The 18,424-nt window shown below is 53.5% G+C and carries 13 protein-coding genes; 10 read left to right on the top strand and 3 right to left on the bottom strand.

Annotated elements, in window-relative coordinates; genetic code table 11:
- Positions 1-93 precede the first annotated feature (93 nt).
- From PREMU_RS15090 to PREMU_RS11115, 3 genes are all read left to right on the top strand, one after another.
- Positions 94-255, top strand: a complete 162-nt coding sequence (locus tag PREMU_RS15090) for a hypothetical protein (protein WP_156804001.1) — start codon at positions 94-96, stop codon at positions 253-255.
- Entirely contained in the window at positions 183-1,718 is a 1,536-nt protein-coding gene (locus tag PREMU_RS11120; protein WP_007575394.1) for an ATP-binding protein, read from the top strand. Before PREMU_RS15090 ends, PREMU_RS11120 begins: the two co-directional genes overlap by 73 nt.
- 145 nt (positions 1,719-1,863) lie before the next feature.
- Positions 1,864-3,135: a DegT/DnrJ/EryC1/StrS family aminotransferase gene (locus PREMU_RS11115; protein ID WP_007575393.1), complete on the top strand. Its 1,272-nt coding sequence runs from the start codon at positions 1,864-1,866 to the stop codon at positions 3,133-3,135.
- 379 nt (positions 3,136-3,514) lie between these two features.
- Here the strand turns inward: PREMU_RS11115 and PREMU_RS11110 are convergent, their stop codons facing one another.
- A complete protein-coding gene (locus PREMU_RS11110) occupies positions 3,515-4,096 on the bottom strand; it encodes an RNA polymerase sigma factor (protein ID WP_007575392.1) in 582 nt (193 codons plus the stop codon).
- 151 nt (positions 4,097-4,247) lie between these two features.
- Here PREMU_RS11110 and PREMU_RS14225 point away from each other — a divergent pair, with 151 nt between their 5' ends.
- The 7 genes from PREMU_RS14225 to PREMU_RS11075 all read left to right on the top strand — a co-directional run bounded on the left by PREMU_RS14225 (position 4,248) and on the right by PREMU_RS11075 (position 14,988).
- Positions 4,248-5,477: a FecR family protein gene (locus PREMU_RS14225; RefSeq protein ID WP_007575391.1), complete on the top strand. Its 1,230-nt coding sequence runs from the start codon at positions 4,248-4,250 to the stop codon at positions 5,475-5,477.
- A 25-nt stretch (positions 5,478-5,502) separates the two neighbouring features.
- Positions 5,503-9,072, top strand: coding sequence for a SusC/RagA family TonB-linked outer membrane protein (locus PREMU_RS11100; RefSeq protein ID WP_007575390.1), 3,570 nt, complete (start codon positions 5,503-5,505; stop codon positions 9,070-9,072).
- Between the two features lie 13 nt (positions 9,073-9,085).
- Positions 9,086-10,711: a RagB/SusD family nutrient uptake outer membrane protein gene (locus tag PREMU_RS11095; protein ID WP_007575388.1), complete on the top strand. Its 1,626-nt coding sequence runs from the start codon at positions 9,086-9,088 to the stop codon at positions 10,709-10,711.
- A gap of 39 nt (positions 10,712-10,750) precedes the next feature.
- Positions 10,751-11,635 (top strand): hypothetical protein, encoded by an 885-nt coding sequence (locus PREMU_RS11090; RefSeq protein WP_007575386.1) that lies wholly within the window; start codon positions 10,751-10,753, stop codon positions 11,633-11,635.
- Positions 11,636-11,648: 13 nt separating this feature from the next.
- A complete protein-coding gene (locus PREMU_RS11085; RefSeq protein ID WP_007575384.1) occupies positions 11,649-12,341 on the top strand; it encodes an FISUMP domain-containing protein in 693 nt (230 codons plus the stop codon).
- A 272-nt stretch (positions 12,342-12,613) separates the two neighbouring features.
- The gene (locus PREMU_RS14220; RefSeq protein ID WP_007575380.1) at positions 12,614-13,792 is read left to right on the top strand and encodes a TlpA disulfide reductase family protein; all 1,179 of its coding nucleotides are present in this window, start codon (positions 12,614-12,616) and stop codon (positions 13,790-13,792) included.
- Positions 13,793-13,797: 5 nt separating this feature from the next.
- Complete coding sequence (locus PREMU_RS11075; RefSeq protein WP_007575378.1) at positions 13,798-14,988, top strand: TlpA disulfide reductase family protein; 1,191 nt, start codon at positions 13,798-13,800, stop codon at positions 14,986-14,988.
- A gap of 134 nt (positions 14,989-15,122) precedes the next feature.
- Here PREMU_RS11075 and PREMU_RS11070 read toward each other — a convergent pair whose 3' ends face one another.
- A complete protein-coding gene (locus tag PREMU_RS11070; protein ID WP_007575377.1) occupies positions 15,123-16,403 on the bottom strand; it encodes a D-alanyl-D-alanine carboxypeptidase in 1,281 nt (426 codons plus the stop codon).
- Positions 16,404-16,480: 77 nt separating this feature from the next.
- A complete protein-coding gene (locus PREMU_RS11065; RefSeq protein WP_007575376.1) occupies positions 16,481-18,082 on the bottom strand; it encodes an ATP-binding protein in 1,602 nt (533 codons plus the stop codon).
- Positions 18,083-18,424: the final 342 nt, after the last annotated feature.

Below are 18,424 nucleotides of genomic sequence, written 5' to 3'. Positions count from 1 at the left end.
ATCGGTCGAACATTATTATAGGTGGCCCACGGGGGGCCACCCTGCACTGGGACTTATCTACTCACAGTAGTGATTTTATCAATATAAAATTATATGCAAAAATCTGATCATCGTATCATTCTTTGCCTGGCGCACATGTCAGGCAATGAGATGAAGTATATCCAGGAGGCCTTCGACCAGAACTGGGTAAAGGAATACAGAGCTTTGAAGATATCCGTCAAGGCGGATATGTTTATATTGATAAGACGGGTTTGATATATAAACTTGCTGATGAGGGGAAATATTATTTTCTTTCCCGTCCGCGTCGTTTCGGTAAGTCGCTACTCATCAGTACGATGGAGGCTTACTTCTCCGGACGGAGGGACCTGTTCCATGGGCTGTCGATAGAGCAGTTGGAACAGGAGTGGAACACCTATCTCGTGCTTCATCTTGATCTCAATACAGGCCAATACCAGACGGTGGAGTCACTGCTGGACAAGATCAATGCCTTCCTTGTTCCCCTTGAGGAGGAATACGGACATGGCCCAGGACTTCGTGAAGCTGGGCAGCGCTTTGAATATGTCATCAAGGCGGCCGCAGAGAAAAGCGGTAAGCGTATCGTGCTGCTTGTGGATGAGTACGACAAGCCCATGCTGTCCACCATCGGCAATGAGAGACTGCAGGAAGAGTACCGTATCATCCTGAAATCGTTCTATGGCGTAGTGAAGTCGTGCGATCGCTACTTCAAGTTCGCATTCTTCACCGGTGTGACGAAATTCGGCAAGGTGAGTGTGTTCTCGGATCTGAACAACCTCACGGATATATCGATGGACTGGCGTTACGGTACCATCTGTGGCATTACGGAGAAGGAGATGATGACTTACTTCACCGAGAGTATCCGTGAATTAGCTGCCAGCAACCACCTCTCGTTTGCGAAGACATGTGAGAAGTTACGCAAACGCTATGATGGATACCATTTTTTAGAGGAGGGTGATGGCGTCTATAACCCTTTCTCTCTACTCTCTACATTGGCCAAGAATCGTTTTGGCAGCTATTGGTTTGAGACGGGCACTCCGTCCTTCTTGGTCGATTTGCTCAAGCGTGATGACTTCTATCTTCCTGACTTGACGGAGCAGCAGGTGTCAGCCGACTTTCTCAACTCCATCGACTCCCTGAGTGTGAGTCCCATTCCTATCATCTACCAGAGCGGTTACCTCACGGTGAAGGACTATGACAAGCGCTTCGGCCTGTATATCCTCGGCTATCCCAACGAGGAGGTTGAGGAGGGGTGGGCCAACTACTTGCTTCCCTTCTATACACATGTGGAGAGCGGTGGTGGACCGATGTTCATTGGTCATTTCGTAAACGAATTGGAGAAGGGCAATCCGGATGCTTTCATGCGTCGCATGTCGACGCTGTTCAGTGGCGTGAGTTATGAGATAGTGGGCGATGCGGAGAAGTATTTCCAGAATGCTTTCTACCTCATCACGTTGCTGTTGGGGTTCTATGTTGAGGTGGAGCGCACCCTCTCCGATGGCCGTGTCGACATGATCGCCAAGACGAAAGATTATATCTACATCTTCGAGTTCAAGTACGACAAGTCTGCCGACGAGGCGTTGCGGCAGATCGAAGAAAAGGGTTATGCCCAGCCTTTCGCCATGGACCGGCGCAGGCTGTTCAAGGTCGGCGTGAACTTCAACAGAGAGCGGCGCTGCATTGATGGCTGGAAGGTGGTGTAGTGCAGGGTAGGGCCCCGTGCCCTACCACAGACACCGTCCCAACCGCTGATTCATCGGTCGAACATTATTATAGGTGGCCCACGGGGGGCCACCCTGCACTGGGACTTATCTACTCACAGTAGTGATTTTATCAATATAAAATTATATGCAAAAATCTGATCATCGTATCATTCTTTGCCTGGCGCACATGTCAGGCAATGAGATGAAGTATATCCAGGAGGCCTTCGACCAGAACTGGGTAGTGCCTCTCGGACCTAATGTCAACGGGTTTGAGGAAGACCTTGAGCATTTCGTGAACACTCCCACGCCGCAGGACGGCCATGAACGCCGTGTCGTAGCGCTTGCCTCTGGCACTTCGGCCGTGCACCTGGCGCTGGTGACACTTGGCGTGCAGGCCGGTGACGAGGTCATCTGCCAGAGCTTCACCTTCTGTGCCTCGTCGCACCCCGTGACCTATCAGGGTGCCACCCCCGTCTTTGTCGATTCCGAGAGCGAGACGTGGAATATGGACCCGCAACTCCTTGATGAGGCTATCGCTGACCGTATCAGTAAGACCGGACGCAAGCCCAAAGCCGTCATCGTGGTCTATCTCTATGGCATGCCGGCGAAGATTGCGGAGATACAAGCCGTCTGCCGGAAATACGGCATTCCTCTTATCGAGGACGCCGCCGAGGGACTGGGCTCACGTTACCATGGCCGTGTGTGCGGCACCTTTGGCGATTACGGCGTGCTGTCCTTTAATGGCAACAAGATGATTACCACCTCGGGTGGTGGCGCGCTCATCTGTCCAGATGCAGCGGCGCGCGACCGCATTATGTTCTACGCCACGCAGGCACGCGAGGGCTATCCCTATTACCAGCACGAGCACATCGGTTACAACTACCGTCTGTCGAATATCTGTGCGGGTATCGGCCGTGGACAGATGACAGTCCTTGATGAGCATATCGCCCACCACCGTCATCTTGCCCGCCGCTATGCCGAGGCCTTCAGCCACATGGACGGCTTTACTTTCCATGCCGAGCAGAGCCCCGACAGCTGCAGTAACTACTGGCTCAACACTGTGCTCATCGATCCCCATGTGCATATCAAGGGGCAGGAGCGGGCTTACCAGACCACCGTGAAAGGCGCGGTGGGTGGTGCCGCCGGTGTCATCCATCAGGCCATGAAGGCCACGACAGACTGTCAGCCCAATGATAATGTGGAGGGCCTGCGCCTGTGGCTCGATGCCTGCAATGTGGAGTCACGCCCGTTGTGGAAACCCATGCACCGCCAGCCTGTCTATCGTGATGCGCCAGCCTATGTCAATGGTGTGAGTGAAGGAATGTTCAAGAGAGGCCTCTGCCTGCCTTCAGGACCGCTGGTCACCGACAACGACCTCGACTTCATCATTGACAGCATCCGCGAGGCCGTGGAGTAATGCTCTCATTTCTCATTTCAAGAATTATTTTAGCTCAAGAATTAGAGAATAAGCAATTATGTTATGCGTGTACATAATAAAATTCTCTAATTCTTGAGTTAATATTAAATATCTGCAATTATCTAAATCAGTAAATTCGATGTTTGAACCCCGCTCTATAGGTGCATGCGCAAACCCAGACAGGCTGAATATACTAATGGCCAAGTGGACAGGAATGCTGGCATGATATGATTGCAGAGTTATCAATGTAATGTTAGAAGGAACAAGTAACAGGATAAAGTATAGAGAGGAAAGGGTATGGTTATAGGAATAATAAATACCTCAGTCTGCTGTTATTGAGGTTAAAAGACGAGACCGTCGAGTAGGATGATCACCTACCTTATCCACCCGGAAAGTGGAAGAACCAGATAAAAAATGCGAAGAGAGGTGCTTCCGGTGAGAGCGACTTCCTGAGGAGGTCAAGCAGCCGCCGCTTCTTTTTCTTCACCCCACTCTCCGTCATGTTGAGCTGTCTGGCAATCTCAGATGTCTTCAGTCCTTTACGGAAAATCATCATACAGAGCTGCCGCATGTCGTCGGGCAACCGGTCCACGGCACCCATGAGTTCGTCGATGGTCTCCTGTCGAATCATCTCCACAGAGAAGTCATCCTCGAAATTGTCGTTGTCCTGACTGACGAAATGCTGCCGGCTGTTGTCCTTACGGATATAAGAGACGACAGCATGGTGGATGCAGATATAAAGGAACGATTTGGCATGCTCAGGTGTGGACATCTCGCCACGCTGATGGTAGAGCTTGAAGATGGAGTCCTGCACACAGTCCTCGGCAAGATAAACGAGCGTATCAGGGAGTAGCCGACGCGTGAAGACAAGGAGAGTAGGGTAGACCTCTTTATAAAAAAGATCTATCTCGCCTTGCAGAAACTGCTCGTATGCTTCTTGGTATCTACTTCCCTTGTTCATGCTAAAAGCGTTGCTCTTTATGCACAAATCCTCATCTATTCATGCAAAATTAGCATTTTCTTTTCAGATTGAAACTTTTTTTGAATAAAATTCGCCATTTCAGTGTACCTTTATCGATACATTGCGTTAAAGAGAATATTAAAGAAAGATTATGACCAGGGAAACAAGAATATCACAGCTCATCGTTTGCTATCTCTGTGGCGAGCTGAGTGACAAAGAGCGTGAGGAGCTTCATGGCTGGATAGAGGCACAGGGAAGCCATCGCCGCCTTTTCCGGGAACTATGTTCTTTGGAGGCAGTGAAGGAAGATGTCCGTGCACGTGAGGCAGTTAATACCAGAGCAGCGCTTGGGGAGATGCGTCGCCGCATCCATGAAAGTGAGGCGTTGGAAGGAAATCCTCATTCTGCTACCGGCTCTAAGCTTCGGCCGCTGCGTCTATGGGCTGCGGCTGCCGTGCTTGTCTTTGTTGTCTCGTTGGCAAGCTGGATCGGTTGGGAATATTATTCCCATGTGTCCGAGTGGAAAGCTGTGGCGTCGGCTAAGACAGAGCAGGCGCGTCAGCTGCAGATTAAAGCCGGCACCACGAATGCCATGCTCATGCTCAGTGATGGCCGGAAGATACGCCTGGGCAGTAATAGAAAGATGAATAGGGCTGCTATCCGTCGTGCCTTGGGCAGTGGCTATAAAGGCGACATAGTGCTTGAGACGCCACGTGGCGGTGAGTACCGGCTCACGATGACTGACGGCACGGAGGTGTGTCTCAATGCTTGCTCGCGCATCGAGTACCCTGCTGTGTTCGACAGCAGGGAGCGGCGTGTCAAGACCATGGGGGAGGCTTACTTTAAGGTGACACACGATGCCGGCCACCCATTTATCGTAGAGACGGAAGGACAGGAGGTCAAGGTTCTCGGCACCGAGTTTAATGTCAATGCTTATTCTGCTGACAAAGTCGTGACGACGCTCATTCGTGGCAGCATCGCCTTGAAGCCGATGGATAGCAAAGGCGGCGAGCTGATACTCAAGCCTGGTGACCAAGCTGAATATGACAAGCACAACGGCACGGCAACGCTCCAGCCTGCCAATATCGAGGTGGTGAGCAGCTGGACACGTGGGCGCTTTGTCTTCGAGAACCAGACTCTCGGGCAGATCATGGCGTCGCTGGGCCGCTGGTACGACTTCCGCTACCATTTCAGCAACCCGCAGGTCGCCTCCACGGTGTTTATGGGCAGTGTGCCGCGCTATGGCAACTTTCAGGATGTGCTCCACATCCTCGAGATGAGTGGTGGCATCAGGTTCAGCGTCAAAGGCAGACAGGTGGAGATATATCAGATGAGGAGTGAGGAGAAAAGGAGCCGGGCACCAAAGAGGAACGACCATTAAAGAGTTGATTATAAGTGTTGATTACATGAGAGAGAGAAGACGACTGAGACATTTTCTTCTGCTTGCCGTTGTGTTTCTCGCCCTGCCGCTGGCAGCGGCGGCGCAGCGCTACAGCGTGAGCTACCATGCGGAGCCCGTGGAGCAGGTCATCAAGGACTTGCAGCAACGCACGGGGTACGACTTCGTGTACCAGAGACAGGTGCTCGACGGCGTGCCCGACGTGACGTGCCAGTGCACGGACATGTCGCCGGGAGCACTGTTCGACTGTGTGCTTCACGACCATTGTGGCCTTGCCTATGAGATCAGCGGCAAGACCGTCGTGCTCAAGTATAGCAATAGCACACGCAGGGTGACACCGCAGCGACGCGCCGTCAGCGGCACCGTCGTCGATGCGAATGGCGAGCCGTTGCAGTGGGCGACCATTAAGATTAAAGGTACAGGAACAGGAACTACGACTGATGCCAATGGTAACTTCCAGATATTTACCGAAGACGAGCGTCTCACGGTAGATGTGAGCTATCTCGGCTTCAATGGTGTGACAAGAACGATACTTGCCGGCCATCCCGTGAAGATTATCCTGCACGATGACAATAAGAATCTCGACGAGGTCGTCGTCACGGGTTATCAGGTGCTCAACAAGCGCTCCCTGACCTCGGCTGTATCCACGGCGAAGATGAAGGATCTTGAGCGTGCCGACATGAGTTCCCTCGACCAGATGCTGGAGGGAAAGGTCCCTGATCTTATGGTCAACAACAACTCTTTCGAGGTGGGCGTGGCGCCGAAGATACGTATCCGCGGCACCTCCACGCTGATCGGCAACCGTGAGCCGTTGTGGGTCGTCGACGGTATTGTCGTGAAAGACCCTGTAGAGATTTCTCCTGAGGAACTCAACGACCCCGACTATATCAACCGTATCGGTAACGCCATCGCCGGCATCAATCCGCAGGACATCGAGCGTATCGACGTGCTGAAGGATGCCGCCGCCACAGCTATCTATGGCACGAAGGCCGCCAACGGCGTCATTGTCGTCACGACGAAGCGTGGCTATGAAGGCAAGCCCGTCGTGAGTTATAACTTCTCGATGAACTACAAGCGGCGCCCACGCTACACCGACCATTCCGTCGATGTCATGAACTCGAAGGAGCGCGTGGAGTTCTCGCGCGAGCTCATGCAGGACCACTACCAGTTCCCTTACCGCATGACGACGGTAGGCTATGAGAAAGATGTGCAGGACCTCTACAACGGGGCCATCACATACGATGAGTTCCAGCAGCGTGTGGCCAGTGACGAGACCCGCAACACCGACTGGTTCAGGCTGCTCTGCCACGATGCCCTCAGCACGCAGCATACTGCCAGCGTCAGCGGCGGCTCGAAGAAGTCGCGCTACTACGCCTCCATGGGCTACGACAATGAGGAAGACGTCATCAAGGCCAACGCCAACGAGCGCTACACATGGTCATTGAACCTCGACAACACTTTCTCTAAACTCCTCACCACCTCGTTCACCCTCAACGGCTACCATCAGCGCCGTAGCTATTATCAGGCCGAGATAGCGCCGCTCAACTATGCTTACACCACGACACGCACGCTCCCTGCCTACACAGACAATGGCGAGTATTACTATTACAAACGTATGCAGAGCGACGGCAGCCGGTACAACTATAATATTCTTAACGAGTTAGCCAACAGTTACAACCACCAGAAGATGAACTCAATGACGTTCACCACGAACCTGCGCTTCACCTTCACCGACTGGCTCTCGGCCAACGCCATCCTCTCGGTGACCAACTCCAACACCGAGCTCGAGAACTGGTGGGGCGAGCGCACGTGGCATATCGCTGCCCTCCGGGATGCTGATTACGGTGCTGCCATCGACTATCCTTCAGAGTCGACCTGTCCAGTGGGTGGCGAACTGAACCACACATCTGTCACCAACCGCAGTTATACGGCCCGCTTCCAGCTCGATGCCAACAGGTTCTTCGGCAGTGAAGACCAGCACAACATCGACGCTACCTTCGGCGTGGAGGCTAACAGCAGTAAGTACCGCAGTTACGCCACGACCCAGCGCGGCTATTTCCGCGACCGCGGTGAGACCTTCGTGAGCGACATCGATCCGACGATCTATACCTCTTATGCCGCGTGGGCGATGGGTAATGTACCCGTCATCGCCGACGACCTGAACAACACGCTCTCAACCTATCTCTCCGTCACCTACGCCTACAGACAGCTGTGGCGCGTGAACCTCAACGGCCGCATCGATGGCAGCAACAAGTTCGGCGACCGCTCCAACGAGCGCTTCCTCCCTATCTGGTCGTTCTCCGGCAGCTACGATGTGGGCCAATGGATTCATGCCAAGTGGGTCAACTACATCACCGCCAAGGCCAGCTATGGCTTCCAGGGGAACATGCTCGATACGGAAAGCCCAGTGATGACCATCAGAAAGGGGACGCTCAACCCTTATTATAATGAGAACACATCGACAGTGAACTCTCATCCTAATCCCGACCTTAAATGGGAGAAGACCAACTCCATCAATCTCGGCCTTGACATGAGTTTCTTCGATCATCGTCTGGAGATGGAGCTGAGTGCTTATTATAAGAAGACCACCGACGCGTTTATGAACAAGCGCGTGAGCACCGTCAATGGTGTGGGCAACTATGTCATCAATGGGGGTGATGTGACGAACAAAGGTTATAGCTTCGACATCACCGCTACGCCGTTGCGCACCCGTGACTTCCGCTGGAGCGTCAGTACCTCATTCTCGAAAGTTATCAACTCGCTCGACTCGCGGCCTGCTTCACAGACCTACGAGCTCTCCGACTTCCTCAACGGTACAGCCCTTGTCAAGGGACAGGCTGTCAACACGTTCTACAGCTACCGCTTCCTCGGATTAAGCCCTGTCGACGGCGGCCCGCTTATCGACGACTATTACAACAACGAGGAGGCGCTACGCGGACTGAGCAAGTATGACACTTACACCACGGTCCTCTCTGCTTCCGGCAAGCGTGACGCCGATATCCAGGGCAGTTTGACTAACACGTTCCGTTACCGTCAGTGGCACGCCTCTGTCGTCTTCGGCTACAGTCTCGGTGCCAAGACCCGTCTCTTCGCCATGTACGGCTCGAAGGCCACGGGCGGCTACGGCTCGAATATCTATTCGGAGAAGAACTACAGTCGCGACTACATGAACCGCTGGCGCAAGCCCGGTGACGAGAAGACGACGAGCCTTCCGGCAATCATCAGTGAAAGTTCATCAGCTTATTATAAATACAGTCGTGTATGGACAAACAGCAGTTCCGCCTCGGAGATAAACACCATCGGTGACAACTACTGGGAGATGTACGACTATTCCGACATCCGTGTGGTGAATGCCAACTACCTGAAGTTGCAGAGTCTCTCGCTGACCTATGAGTTGCCCGACAAGCTCCTTGACCGTATCAGTCTGCAGCGTCTTGCCTTCACGCTCTCGGCTTACAATCTCTTCACTGTCTGTGATCCGGCGCTGAAAGGCCAGACTCCGACGCAGGGTGGCTTCACGACCATCCAGCTCTCCGACCGTCCGAGCTTCTCATTCGGTATGAACATTCAATTCTAACAATAGCGAAGTCATGCACATTAAACATATATATATCTTTTTTGTCACTGCACTGCTGCTCACGGCAAGCTCCTGCTCCTCCGACTTCCTCAAGGAGTACTCGCAGGACCTGAGCCGCGTGAAGACAGCTACCGACCTCAATGAACTGCTCATGGGCGACTGTCTCATGCCCTTGGGTGAGGCCGGAGTGAAAAACAGTACCTATTATATCAGCAATCCCAACTATGCTGTACTCCACTTCATGGGCGATGAGCTGCAGGAGAATATCTCTACCTCCGGCAAGCCCGATATCCTGAATGAGGCAGAGACTTACTTCCCGTTCTTCTGCTGGCAACGTGACACGTGGGTTGACTTCAAGGGCGCAAGCTCACTATCAAGCAATGAGTCTAATTATTGGGATCTCGCTTACAAAAAGATCGACCGTTGTAACATGGTCATCGATGCTCAGAACGATGTGGCCTGTGACAATGACGAAGACCGGGCGCTGCTCCGCCACGTCATGGGCGAGTGCCACTATCTCCGCGCTACTTATTATTTCACACTCGTCAACCTCTACGGCAAGCCTTACGCACCGTCGACGGCCGACAACACTCCGGGCGTGCCTATCAAGATTTCCTCAAAAGTGGAAGACAAGGGATATGTCCGTGCCAGTATAGCTGAGGTGTACAAACAGATCCTCGCCGACCTTGATGAAGCCGAGACAGACCTCAAGGACGTGGTGGCCCCGAAGAACATCTACCACGTGGGCATCGAAGCCGTGTACATCTTCCGCAGCCGCGTGGAGATGTTCATGCAAAACTGGCAGAAAGCTGCCGGCTATGCCAAGCTGGCGCTTCAGCAGAACAGCTGCCTGCAGAACCTCGTGGGCTGGACCGGCGGCTATCCCATCAGTTCCGACAACAAGGAGGTGGTCTATTCCAATGGTGCCTCCTGCTTTGGCAACATCGTTTTCCTGGAGCCGGGTAAGAAGAGCAGCTTCGGCAGAGTTTACAGTCCTGCCTTTGAGGTCAGTGACCACCTCGTCTCACTCTTTGCCAAGGACGACGGCCGCCGCTCGGCTTACATCACCAACCAGGATGACGTGAACTATCACCGTTGGTCGTACCACAAAATCAACAACTCCGTAAAGCATTATAATATCCACAATACGGCAAGCGATGTCTTCTGTATCCGTACGGCAGAGGCTTATCTGAACCTCGCCGAGGCCGATGCCGAGCTGGGCAAGGATGCTGAGGCCTGTCAGTACCTGACGAAACTGCGTGAGGCCCGTGTGGCTTCCAATGCAGCCGTGAGTCTTTCGGGGGAGGCACTGGTCAGGTTCATCCGTGAGGAGCGTGAGCGTGAACTCTGCTTTGAGGGCCACCGCTGGTTTGACATCCGCCGTTACATGGCCGACACTAAATACCCGCAGACTACAACCATCGTACATACCATGAGTGCTTATCATACGGTGGACTATAACGATGTGCGGCAGTACACCAACTATTATCGCCTCGATCCGAACGATGATGCTTACACGCTCAACATTCCGAAAGATGTGTGCGACTTTCAGCCTTCCATCGGCAGCAACAGTCGTCCAGACCGTACTTACTTCAAGCAGGAAGTAGCCTCAGATGGCAACAGCGGCGATGATGAGTAAGTGTAGTGGATAAAAACACACAATAGACAATAGAAGAATATGTCAATAAGAATCTATAAATATATATTTCCGGTTGCTGTCGCCCTGTTGGCACTCACTGCCTGTGGCGGTGAGGACGCCCTCACACCGAGCAATGCCGATGTCAACGGCTTCGTTCCCTTGGCTGACGACAACAGTGCTACGGCACAGCTCCGCCATGCGTTTTATAAAGAGACAGGCTCCTATCTGCTCTTCAACGATACACTTAACACGAAGGATACGAAGGGTAATCCCGAACTCTTCGATGCTACGTATGCCATGATTGGCACGGGTAGTGTTAGTAGTTACGATTATAAATACAGCTACATCACGGACGTAGCTGCGCAGCAGAAGTTTGCCGAGGCTGTTAAGACCTACCTGCTCAACAAACTCGGCAAGGCGAAGCCCTATTCCTTCTTCCTTGTCAACGACATCAGTTATGTCAACAGCTATGGCCAGACAAAGCATGTGAACTATCTGCTCGCAACACGTGGCTATGTGCTCAGTACGGACAAAGGAGTGATGTACAACGATCCGGCTACTTATTTCTCCGGCATGCTTGCCAACATCATCATCGACAAGTTCGGGCGGCAGCCGGGCACCGTCACCGACCTGTTCTATGCTTACAGCAAGACGCTCTATGGTGAGTATCTCTCCGACCATAACATCGATGCTACGACGGTGAACGTCGAGTGGCAGTACGGCTTTCTGGAGAAGTTTGAGGATATATGGGGTGGCACCGATTATTATTTCCCCTACCAGAAGCGAGACTTGCAGGACTGGGTCAACGCCGTGCTCACGATGACGCGCGATGAGTTCGTCGCCAGATACGGCAGCCAGCAGGTGATGGTCAACAAGTTTGATACTATCAGGGACATCATCAAACAGATGGGATTCAACATATAAATATTGCAGAAAGATGAAATCAGTCAGGATATTCTCTGCCGTTGCTGTTGCGTTGGCCTTTGCCTTTGCCGCGTGCAGCAATGACGACGGGTTTGTGGCAACGCCTTCAGCCACGGGCACATTCACCGACGCTGACGGCACCGTTTACCATTGGGTACGCATCGGCGGGCTCGACTGGATGACAGAGAACTACCGGGGCGGTGAGGCGTGGTACACGCAGAGCTATGTAGCCAACGGCATTGAGGACAAGTTTGAGGTCGGTGATAAAGCTGTCGAGGACTCATTGATCGCCAAGCATGGTAACTACCTCACTTGGCAGCAAGCCAAGGACTGTGCGCCCGAAGGATGGCGGTTGCCGGCCGATGCCGATTATCAAAGTCTTGAGACGGCACTGGGCATGTCGGCCGGAGATGCTGGGAAGGAGGGTTGGCGCAAGGGTGCCGGCACGCTGATGACACAGCAGGGCCCGGACGTGCAGCTCGCTTTCCCCCTCGCCGGTGAGCTCGGCGCATACTCCACAGCCTATCCCAGTAAGTACCATGTCGGCGACTATGGCTGCTACTGGACGGCGACACAGGATACGACAAAGTCCAACGAATGTGTTTTCATCCGGGTGCTTGTTGCCGGACAGGACATGGTGCAGCGTGTACCGTGCCCGACCAGCCTCAGGTGGATGAGTGTGAAATATGTCAGAGACGCTAAATAGGTGTTAGCTGATGGGTGTTAATGGTATGCCCACCGGTAGTGCCTCCGAGAGGCTGAATGTGCCTTGGGGTGTCAGTGCAGGGGAGGGCTTTATGCCCTCCCACAAATAATGACCTAACCTATATAAATAGGTCGAACATTTTCTAAGGAACGGCATAAAGCCGTTCCCTGCACTATCACCATTGGCCTATAGTATGGCTGTCATTCATTGTCTCTGGATAATTAAGACAACCAATTTCAACTGTATACTTCGAATATAATTAATAATCACTTATGATAAAACAAGCATTCTCTCTTTTAGCTTTGCTGCTGCCTCTCTCTATGCAGGCGCAGCATAAGCTCTCGGCACAGATCGCCGGCTTGGGCACGGACGTGACCGTCTTCCTCTCCAATGTCGATAACCCGGACAAGGTGGAAAGCTTAGACAGTGCCAAGGTCGCTGCCGACGGCTCGTTCTCGCTTCGTGTGCCACTGAAGAAGCCGCGGATGTGCAACATCACGTTCTGGCAGAACGACAAGGCAAAAGGCCGTAGCTATAAATTATCAACGGTCTCTCTGCTTCTGGACGGCACGGCTGATGTCACAATGAAAGGCGACACGACACAGCTCTTTGGCCCTGAGCGTGAGAAGACTTTGACCATCAGTGGTGGTGGCGAGACTCTTGCCGGATGGCTCTTGTACGAACATTATATCACTGACCAACAGAAGCGTGCTGATGATGCTTCCTATGCTGAGGCTTCGACTTATTTTGAGCATCTCGGTGACAGGAGCAAGTACCGCGACCTTATTATTGCGAAGGACCGGGAGGCTGCGCGTCTCGACTCCATGCAGACGGTCTGGATGGAAGGTCATGCCTCATCGGCCGCAGCCGCCTATATTTTAGGTAAGCGTTATTACCAGTCGTTCACCTACCCGAAGGATATCATGGCGAAATGGATTGATGAGGTGACAGCCGACAATGCCGACACGGCGCGCGCGAGCTTCCTGAAGCGTAACCGCGATATCGTGATGACGCTCTCGCTCGGCATACCGTTCCCCGACTTTTCTGCGACGACAAAAGCAGGGAAAGCCGTGAAGTTCTCTACGCTTGTTCCGAAGGGTAAATATACGCTCGTCGACTTCTGGGCATCGTGGTGCGGTCCTTGCCGTGCAGCCATCCCAAAGGTGAAGAAGATATATGCAACCCAGAAAGGCCGCCTCAATGTCGTCAGTGTCTCCGTGGATCAGCGTGAAGCTGACTGGCGCAGAGCGGAGAAGCAGGAGGCGATGCCGTGGACGCAGCTGTGGCTCAACAAGGCACAACTCAACAGGGCTGCCTTGGCTTACGACATCCAGTCCATCCCACGCCTGGTGCTTATCAATCCAGAGGGCAAGATCCAGCTCGTTTCCTTCGACCCTGACAAGATGGAAGCAGCACTGCACTCAATACCACAACCGATTAATTTCGAATGATCTAAATGAATAGACACTTTCTTCTTTCTGTCTTTCTCTCTCTCCCACTTGCTGCCTTCGCCGGCAACACTTTCACGATCCATTCCGCCATCCCCGGTATGACCGAGGGAGCGCAAGTACGGCTGCAGGCTGTGGACAGCCACGACAGCATCGCCTATGGCAAGGTGACGAACGGACAGTTTGCCCTCACAGGCAAGGTCTCTGCTCCCGTGCTCTGTACCTTGGAGATTGACGACCGTTTACAGCCTCTGCCCGAGGGGGAGTACATGCATGGCCGTGTGGTGAAGCTCTACCTCGACAACGACGACTATACAGTCTCCGCTCCAGCTTACGACAGTATTCCACGAAGCTACGAGATGGGCGAGTCGTCAGTCTTGGGCGAGTGCCGTTACATGGTTAAAGGCGGGTTGGCACAGCAGCAGTATCAGGCCTGGCATGATGCTATGTGGCCGTCGTTGAAAACTGCTGAGGAGGCAGGCGTCAAAGCCTGGAGATACACTTATGGCAAGGCGGAATATGGCATGCCGGAGCATCCCGATAAAGCTGTGGCAGAGCGACTGTCGCTTACGGCCGACTCGCTGAAAGCCATCTGTCAACAGCGGAGTGACAGTTACGCCTGGGCACACCCTGCGGAGCCGTATAGTCTTTATCTGCAAGGGAAGAGTCTCAACCGCCATTTCTATTATACGTCCGTACAGCTCGACGAGATGACAACCCGTTTCCGCGATAACAGTGATGCTGCAGGCTATGCTGCTTTCGTGAAGAAGGTTGCTGAGGCAAAGAAGACGGCGAGAGGCATAGCTTATCCCAATGTCACTCTTCGCACGGTCGACGGCAAGGCGGTGAAACTGTCCTCACTCGTGAAGCCGGGCCAGTACACACTGCTTGACTTCTGGGCATCGTGGTGCGGTCCTTGTCGTGCATCTATCCCGCTCATCAAGGAGATGCATGCCAAGCACCCGGAACTTAACATTGTCAGCATCTCCTGCGACAGGAGTCTGAAAGACTGGACTGAGGCCCTGAGGGAAGAGAACATGTCGTGGAAGCAGGCTGCCCTTCCGCAGGACAAGCAGCTCAATCGTGCTGCCGCCTCCGCCTATCAGATCCAATACATCCCTTACCTCATCGTCATCAGTCCCGACGGAAAAGTCGTCAAGGCAAGCAATGACGCCAAGGAGATCGTGAGGATGTGGTAAACTTCCCACGACGGTCGGCTATTAATTTATCAGCACCGTATTCAGTGTGGCAGGAATCAGAAAGAGATTATCTGTTCCGAACTGAATTTGGGCTTGTCTACAATAGAATTCTCTAATTCTCAAATCCTTGAGTATTACTTTTTCTTGAGATTAGCCCCTACGAGCGTGAGACAGAGTTTGCGCTGGAGCACATGAGCGTCGAGGACTGACATTTCGGAGTTGAGGCAGGCGAAGCAGAGGTCGTGCCCGTCGGCGCCCTTGCAGTATCCGGCGAGCGAGGAGATGCCGTAGGGGTGGGAGAGTGTGCCTGTCTTGCCGTGGATGAGGCCTTTGAGACGCGGGTCAGAGAGTAATCCGCGCAGCGTGCCGTCAACACCCGCGATGGCGAGGTTGCGCATGAGTTGCCGGTAGATGGGCTTGTGATGATAGGCGAAGGTGAGCACAGCCACGAGGGCGTGAGGCGAGAGGTGGTTGTAGGTGCAGAGTCCGCAGCCGTCGTGCACCACGAGACCCTTGTCGTGCAACTGGAGCGTGTCACGCAGGAAGGTGCGCACATAGTCTGCACCAGCCTTGGCCAGGACATCGGCCGAGCCGTTGTTGCGGGGCCTGACGGCATTACCGAGGGTGTAGAGCAGGCTGGTGGCCTTGGTGTTGCTGGAGTTCTTCCACATGAAGTAGGTCACGCCCGAGACAGGATGGAGATAGCGGAAACGTCCTTTCCACTCGTTGGAATGGGGTCGCACCATAGGCGCGCCGACACGGCAGTCGCCTTTCATGTGGATGCCGTCGGCAGCGAGAGCCGCCTTCATGGCCTTGGTGATGGCGTCGGGTCCTTTGAAGAGGATGCCGTACTTAGAGAAGGAGAGGTCCCAGGGATACCAGTGTGCCTCGGCCTTCACCTTCTCCTTGAGCTTGAGGTTGAGCCAGCAGCCGCCGTCGATATAGCGGATGCCCATGCTGCGCAGATGGCGGGTGAATCTCGTGAGGTCTTCCGCCCTGAGCAGCGGGTCAAGGCCCGCCATGAGCATGATGTCACCGCGCAGCGTGTCTTTTTCCACGTGTCCGCGGGTATAGAGCGTGGTGCGGTAGGTGTAGCCGGCACCGAGTTTGTGGAGCGCCGCCACACCTGAGAGCAGCTTTGTGCACGAGGCCACAGGCTGTGCGTGGTCGATGTCAACAGCCGTCACGGGCTTGTCGGCGGTGAGGTCGTAGACATAGAGTCCGAAGCGGCCTTTCACGCGCGGCTGTGCGCTAAAGGCCTTTAGCCGTGACTGCAATGACGTGTCGACAGACAGTGGCGACGTCTGTCCTTTCTTCCCAACGCTGTTGTTTTTCTTTTCTTTTCCTCCGCAGGCTGCCACCAGTACGGCGAGTACCAGTGGCAGTGTTATCCTCAACCAGTTTTTCTGTTTCATCTTTTTACCTTTCATGTTACATCCAACGCATGGAATCGTGGTTTCATTGCCATCCTTTCTTTTTTATTTCGGATGTGTTATGATTTATCTTTGCAGACATTCTCTGTCTTCCAGTCCTCAATGGTCCTCGTTTCCTTGTTGACGTTGACGCCAACCTTGACAATCTTGCGTCCGTCGGTGCGGTATGGTGCGGCATAGCCCTTCTCGTCTATCTGTCTCAGGGCCTCCTCAACCGAGCCTCCGGCCTTGAGTTCAATGACGTAGATGGTGTCGGGCATGAAGACGACCATGTCCGTTCGTCCGGCAGCGACCTTTACCTGGGTGCGCACATAGACGTTCAGCATGGAGAAGATCAGGTAGAACGTGTATTCCCAGAATCCCTCGGCCGTGGCAGCTTCGGCGAGCTTCTTCTTGAATCCCTCGACGTAGGGCACGCCGGCGAGATAAGCCTGCATGTGCCGCATGGCGAGGTCGATGTCGTCGTTGCGCAATGCCATCCAGAACTTTGCCGCGAATCCCATCTGCACGTAGGCGTCGTCGAGGCCCGTATAGGTTGGCAGTAGTCCTTTTACATATCCGATGCGCACCTCCTGGTTGGGTATGGACAGCACATAGGCCTGCACGTACTTGTCGTAGTCCTTTATGGTCAGGTATCCGGCCTGATAGAGCAGTGGCAGTGCGTCGTGCATGTTCTCTGTGGGTTGGTCGAAGGCCGTCTCGGGCACTTCCAGCCTGTCGAGCGACGTGATGTCGGTACGGAAATGCTGCAGTTGCCGGATGAGGAAGGTTGGCGTTCCCGACGCGAACCAATAGCTTTTCAGCGCGTCGTCGGCAAAGGCATTGAGCAGGCTGAAGGGATTGAACACTGCCGGTGCGCCGGCCGAGAAGTGATAACCGTCGTACATCAGTTTGATCTTGTCGTACATCTCTTCTGTGGAGACCTCATAGACTCCCGCCATTCGCTTGATGTCTTCGGCAAAGACCGTGCGCGTCTCCTCCTCGGTGAATCCGCATATGGCGGCGAAGCGCGGGTTGAGCGTGACGTTCTTGATGTTGTTGATGGTGGAAAAGATGCTCAGCTGTGAGAACTTCGTGATGCCGGTGATGAAGCAGAACTTGATGATTCCCTCGTTCGCCTTCAGTGGCTGGTAAAACTCCTGCATCACCTGCCGCATGCCGTCGAGCGTCTCCTGCCTGTGAAGCACGTCGAGCAGCGGCGCGTCGTACTCGTCGATGACCACCACCACCTGCTTGCCGTATTGCTGGTGCAGTTTGTGGATCATGCCGTCAAAGATTTCGCCGGGAGTCCTTGCGTGGCTATTCTGCTCAAAGCAGTCCAGCCGTGAGAGCATCCAGATGAGGGCGTGCCTCAACTCCTCAGAGTTCTCCCTGCCTTTGACAATGCTCAGGTCAAGGTGAATGACCGGATATTCCGTCCACTCCTTTTCCAGCGACATGATCTTGAGGCCTTGGAAGAGCGCTTTGTCTCCTTTCCAGTACGACTCAAGGGTTGACGTGAGCAGCGACTTGCCGAAGCGGCGCGGACGGCTCATGAAGATGAACTTGGCAAAGTGGGCGAGCTGCCAGATAATGTCGGTCTTATCGACATATAGATAACTCTCCCTGATGACCTCACTGAAAGTCTGTATCCCGATGGGGTATCTTTTCATCTGTTGCATATCTCATCTGTTGTTTTTGCAAAGATAGCACAAATCGTTGATACCGCAAAGAAAAGGGAACAACCTTTTTCTCTGTTTGTCGGCCATCCGTACAGCGTGTGGTATGGAGCCCCATACACCCCCTATTTGCGATAACAGCGTTGAGGCAATGCGATAACGGCGTAGAGGCGATGCGATAACGGCGTAGAGGCGATGCGATTAAAGTGTAGAGGCGAGTTGTTATGTGGTACAGAAGGGGAACGCCATAGTCCTAATGTTAACCGAATCAACTTTGTACATGGATAAGATATTAAGGTAGTCGACCTAAAACAGAAGCCTATAGGTCAGCCGGCATGTGAGGTC

It is taken from the genome of Hallella multisaccharivorax DSM 17128 (genome assembly GCF_000218235.1).
Taxonomy (GTDB): Bacteria; Bacteroidota; Bacteroidia; order Bacteroidales; family Bacteroidaceae; genus Prevotella; species Prevotella multisaccharivorax.
This window is presented reverse-complemented; position numbering and strand designations above follow the sequence as displayed.

What these genes read in the sequence shown, in the direction of transcription:
- PREMU_RS15090 (WP_156804001.1), top strand. Translation starts at nt 94, where the DNA reads ATGCAAAAATCTGATCATCGTATCATTCTTTGCCTGGCGCACATGTCA.
- PREMU_RS11115 (WP_007575393.1), top strand. Translation starts at nt 1,864, where the DNA reads ATGCAAAAATCTGATCATCGTATCATTCTTTGCCTGGCGCACATGTCA.
- PREMU_RS11110 (WP_007575392.1), bottom strand. Translation starts at nt 4,096, where the DNA reads ATGAACAAGGGAAGTAGATACCAAGAAGCATACGAGCAGTTTCTGCAA.
- PREMU_RS14225 (WP_007575391.1), top strand. Translation starts at nt 4,248, where the DNA reads ATGACCAGGGAAACAAGAATATCACAGCTCATCGTTTGCTATCTCTGT.
- PREMU_RS11100 (WP_007575390.1), top strand. Translation starts at nt 5,503, where the DNA reads ATGAGAGAGAGAAGACGACTGAGACATTTTCTTCTGCTTGCCGTTGTG.
- PREMU_RS11095 (WP_007575388.1), top strand. Translation starts at nt 9,086, where the DNA reads ATGCACATTAAACATATATATATCTTTTTTGTCACTGCACTGCTGCTC.
- PREMU_RS11090 (WP_007575386.1), top strand. Translation starts at nt 10,751, where the DNA reads ATGTCAATAAGAATCTATAAATATATATTTCCGGTTGCTGTCGCCCTG.
- PREMU_RS11085 (WP_007575384.1), top strand. Translation starts at nt 11,649, where the DNA reads ATGAAATCAGTCAGGATATTCTCTGCCGTTGCTGTTGCGTTGGCCTTT.
- PREMU_RS14220 (WP_007575380.1), top strand. Translation starts at nt 12,614, where the DNA reads ATGATAAAACAAGCATTCTCTCTTTTAGCTTTGCTGCTGCCTCTCTCT.
- PREMU_RS11075 (WP_007575378.1), top strand. Translation starts at nt 13,798, where the DNA reads ATGAATAGACACTTTCTTCTTTCTGTCTTTCTCTCTCTCCCACTTGCT.
- PREMU_RS11070 (WP_007575377.1), bottom strand. Translation starts at nt 16,403, where the DNA reads ATGAAACAGAAAAACTGGTTGAGGATAACACTGCCACTGGTACTCGCC.
- PREMU_RS11065 (WP_007575376.1), bottom strand. Translation starts at nt 18,082, where the DNA reads ATGCAACAGATGAAAAGATACCCCATCGGGATACAGACTTTCAGTGAG.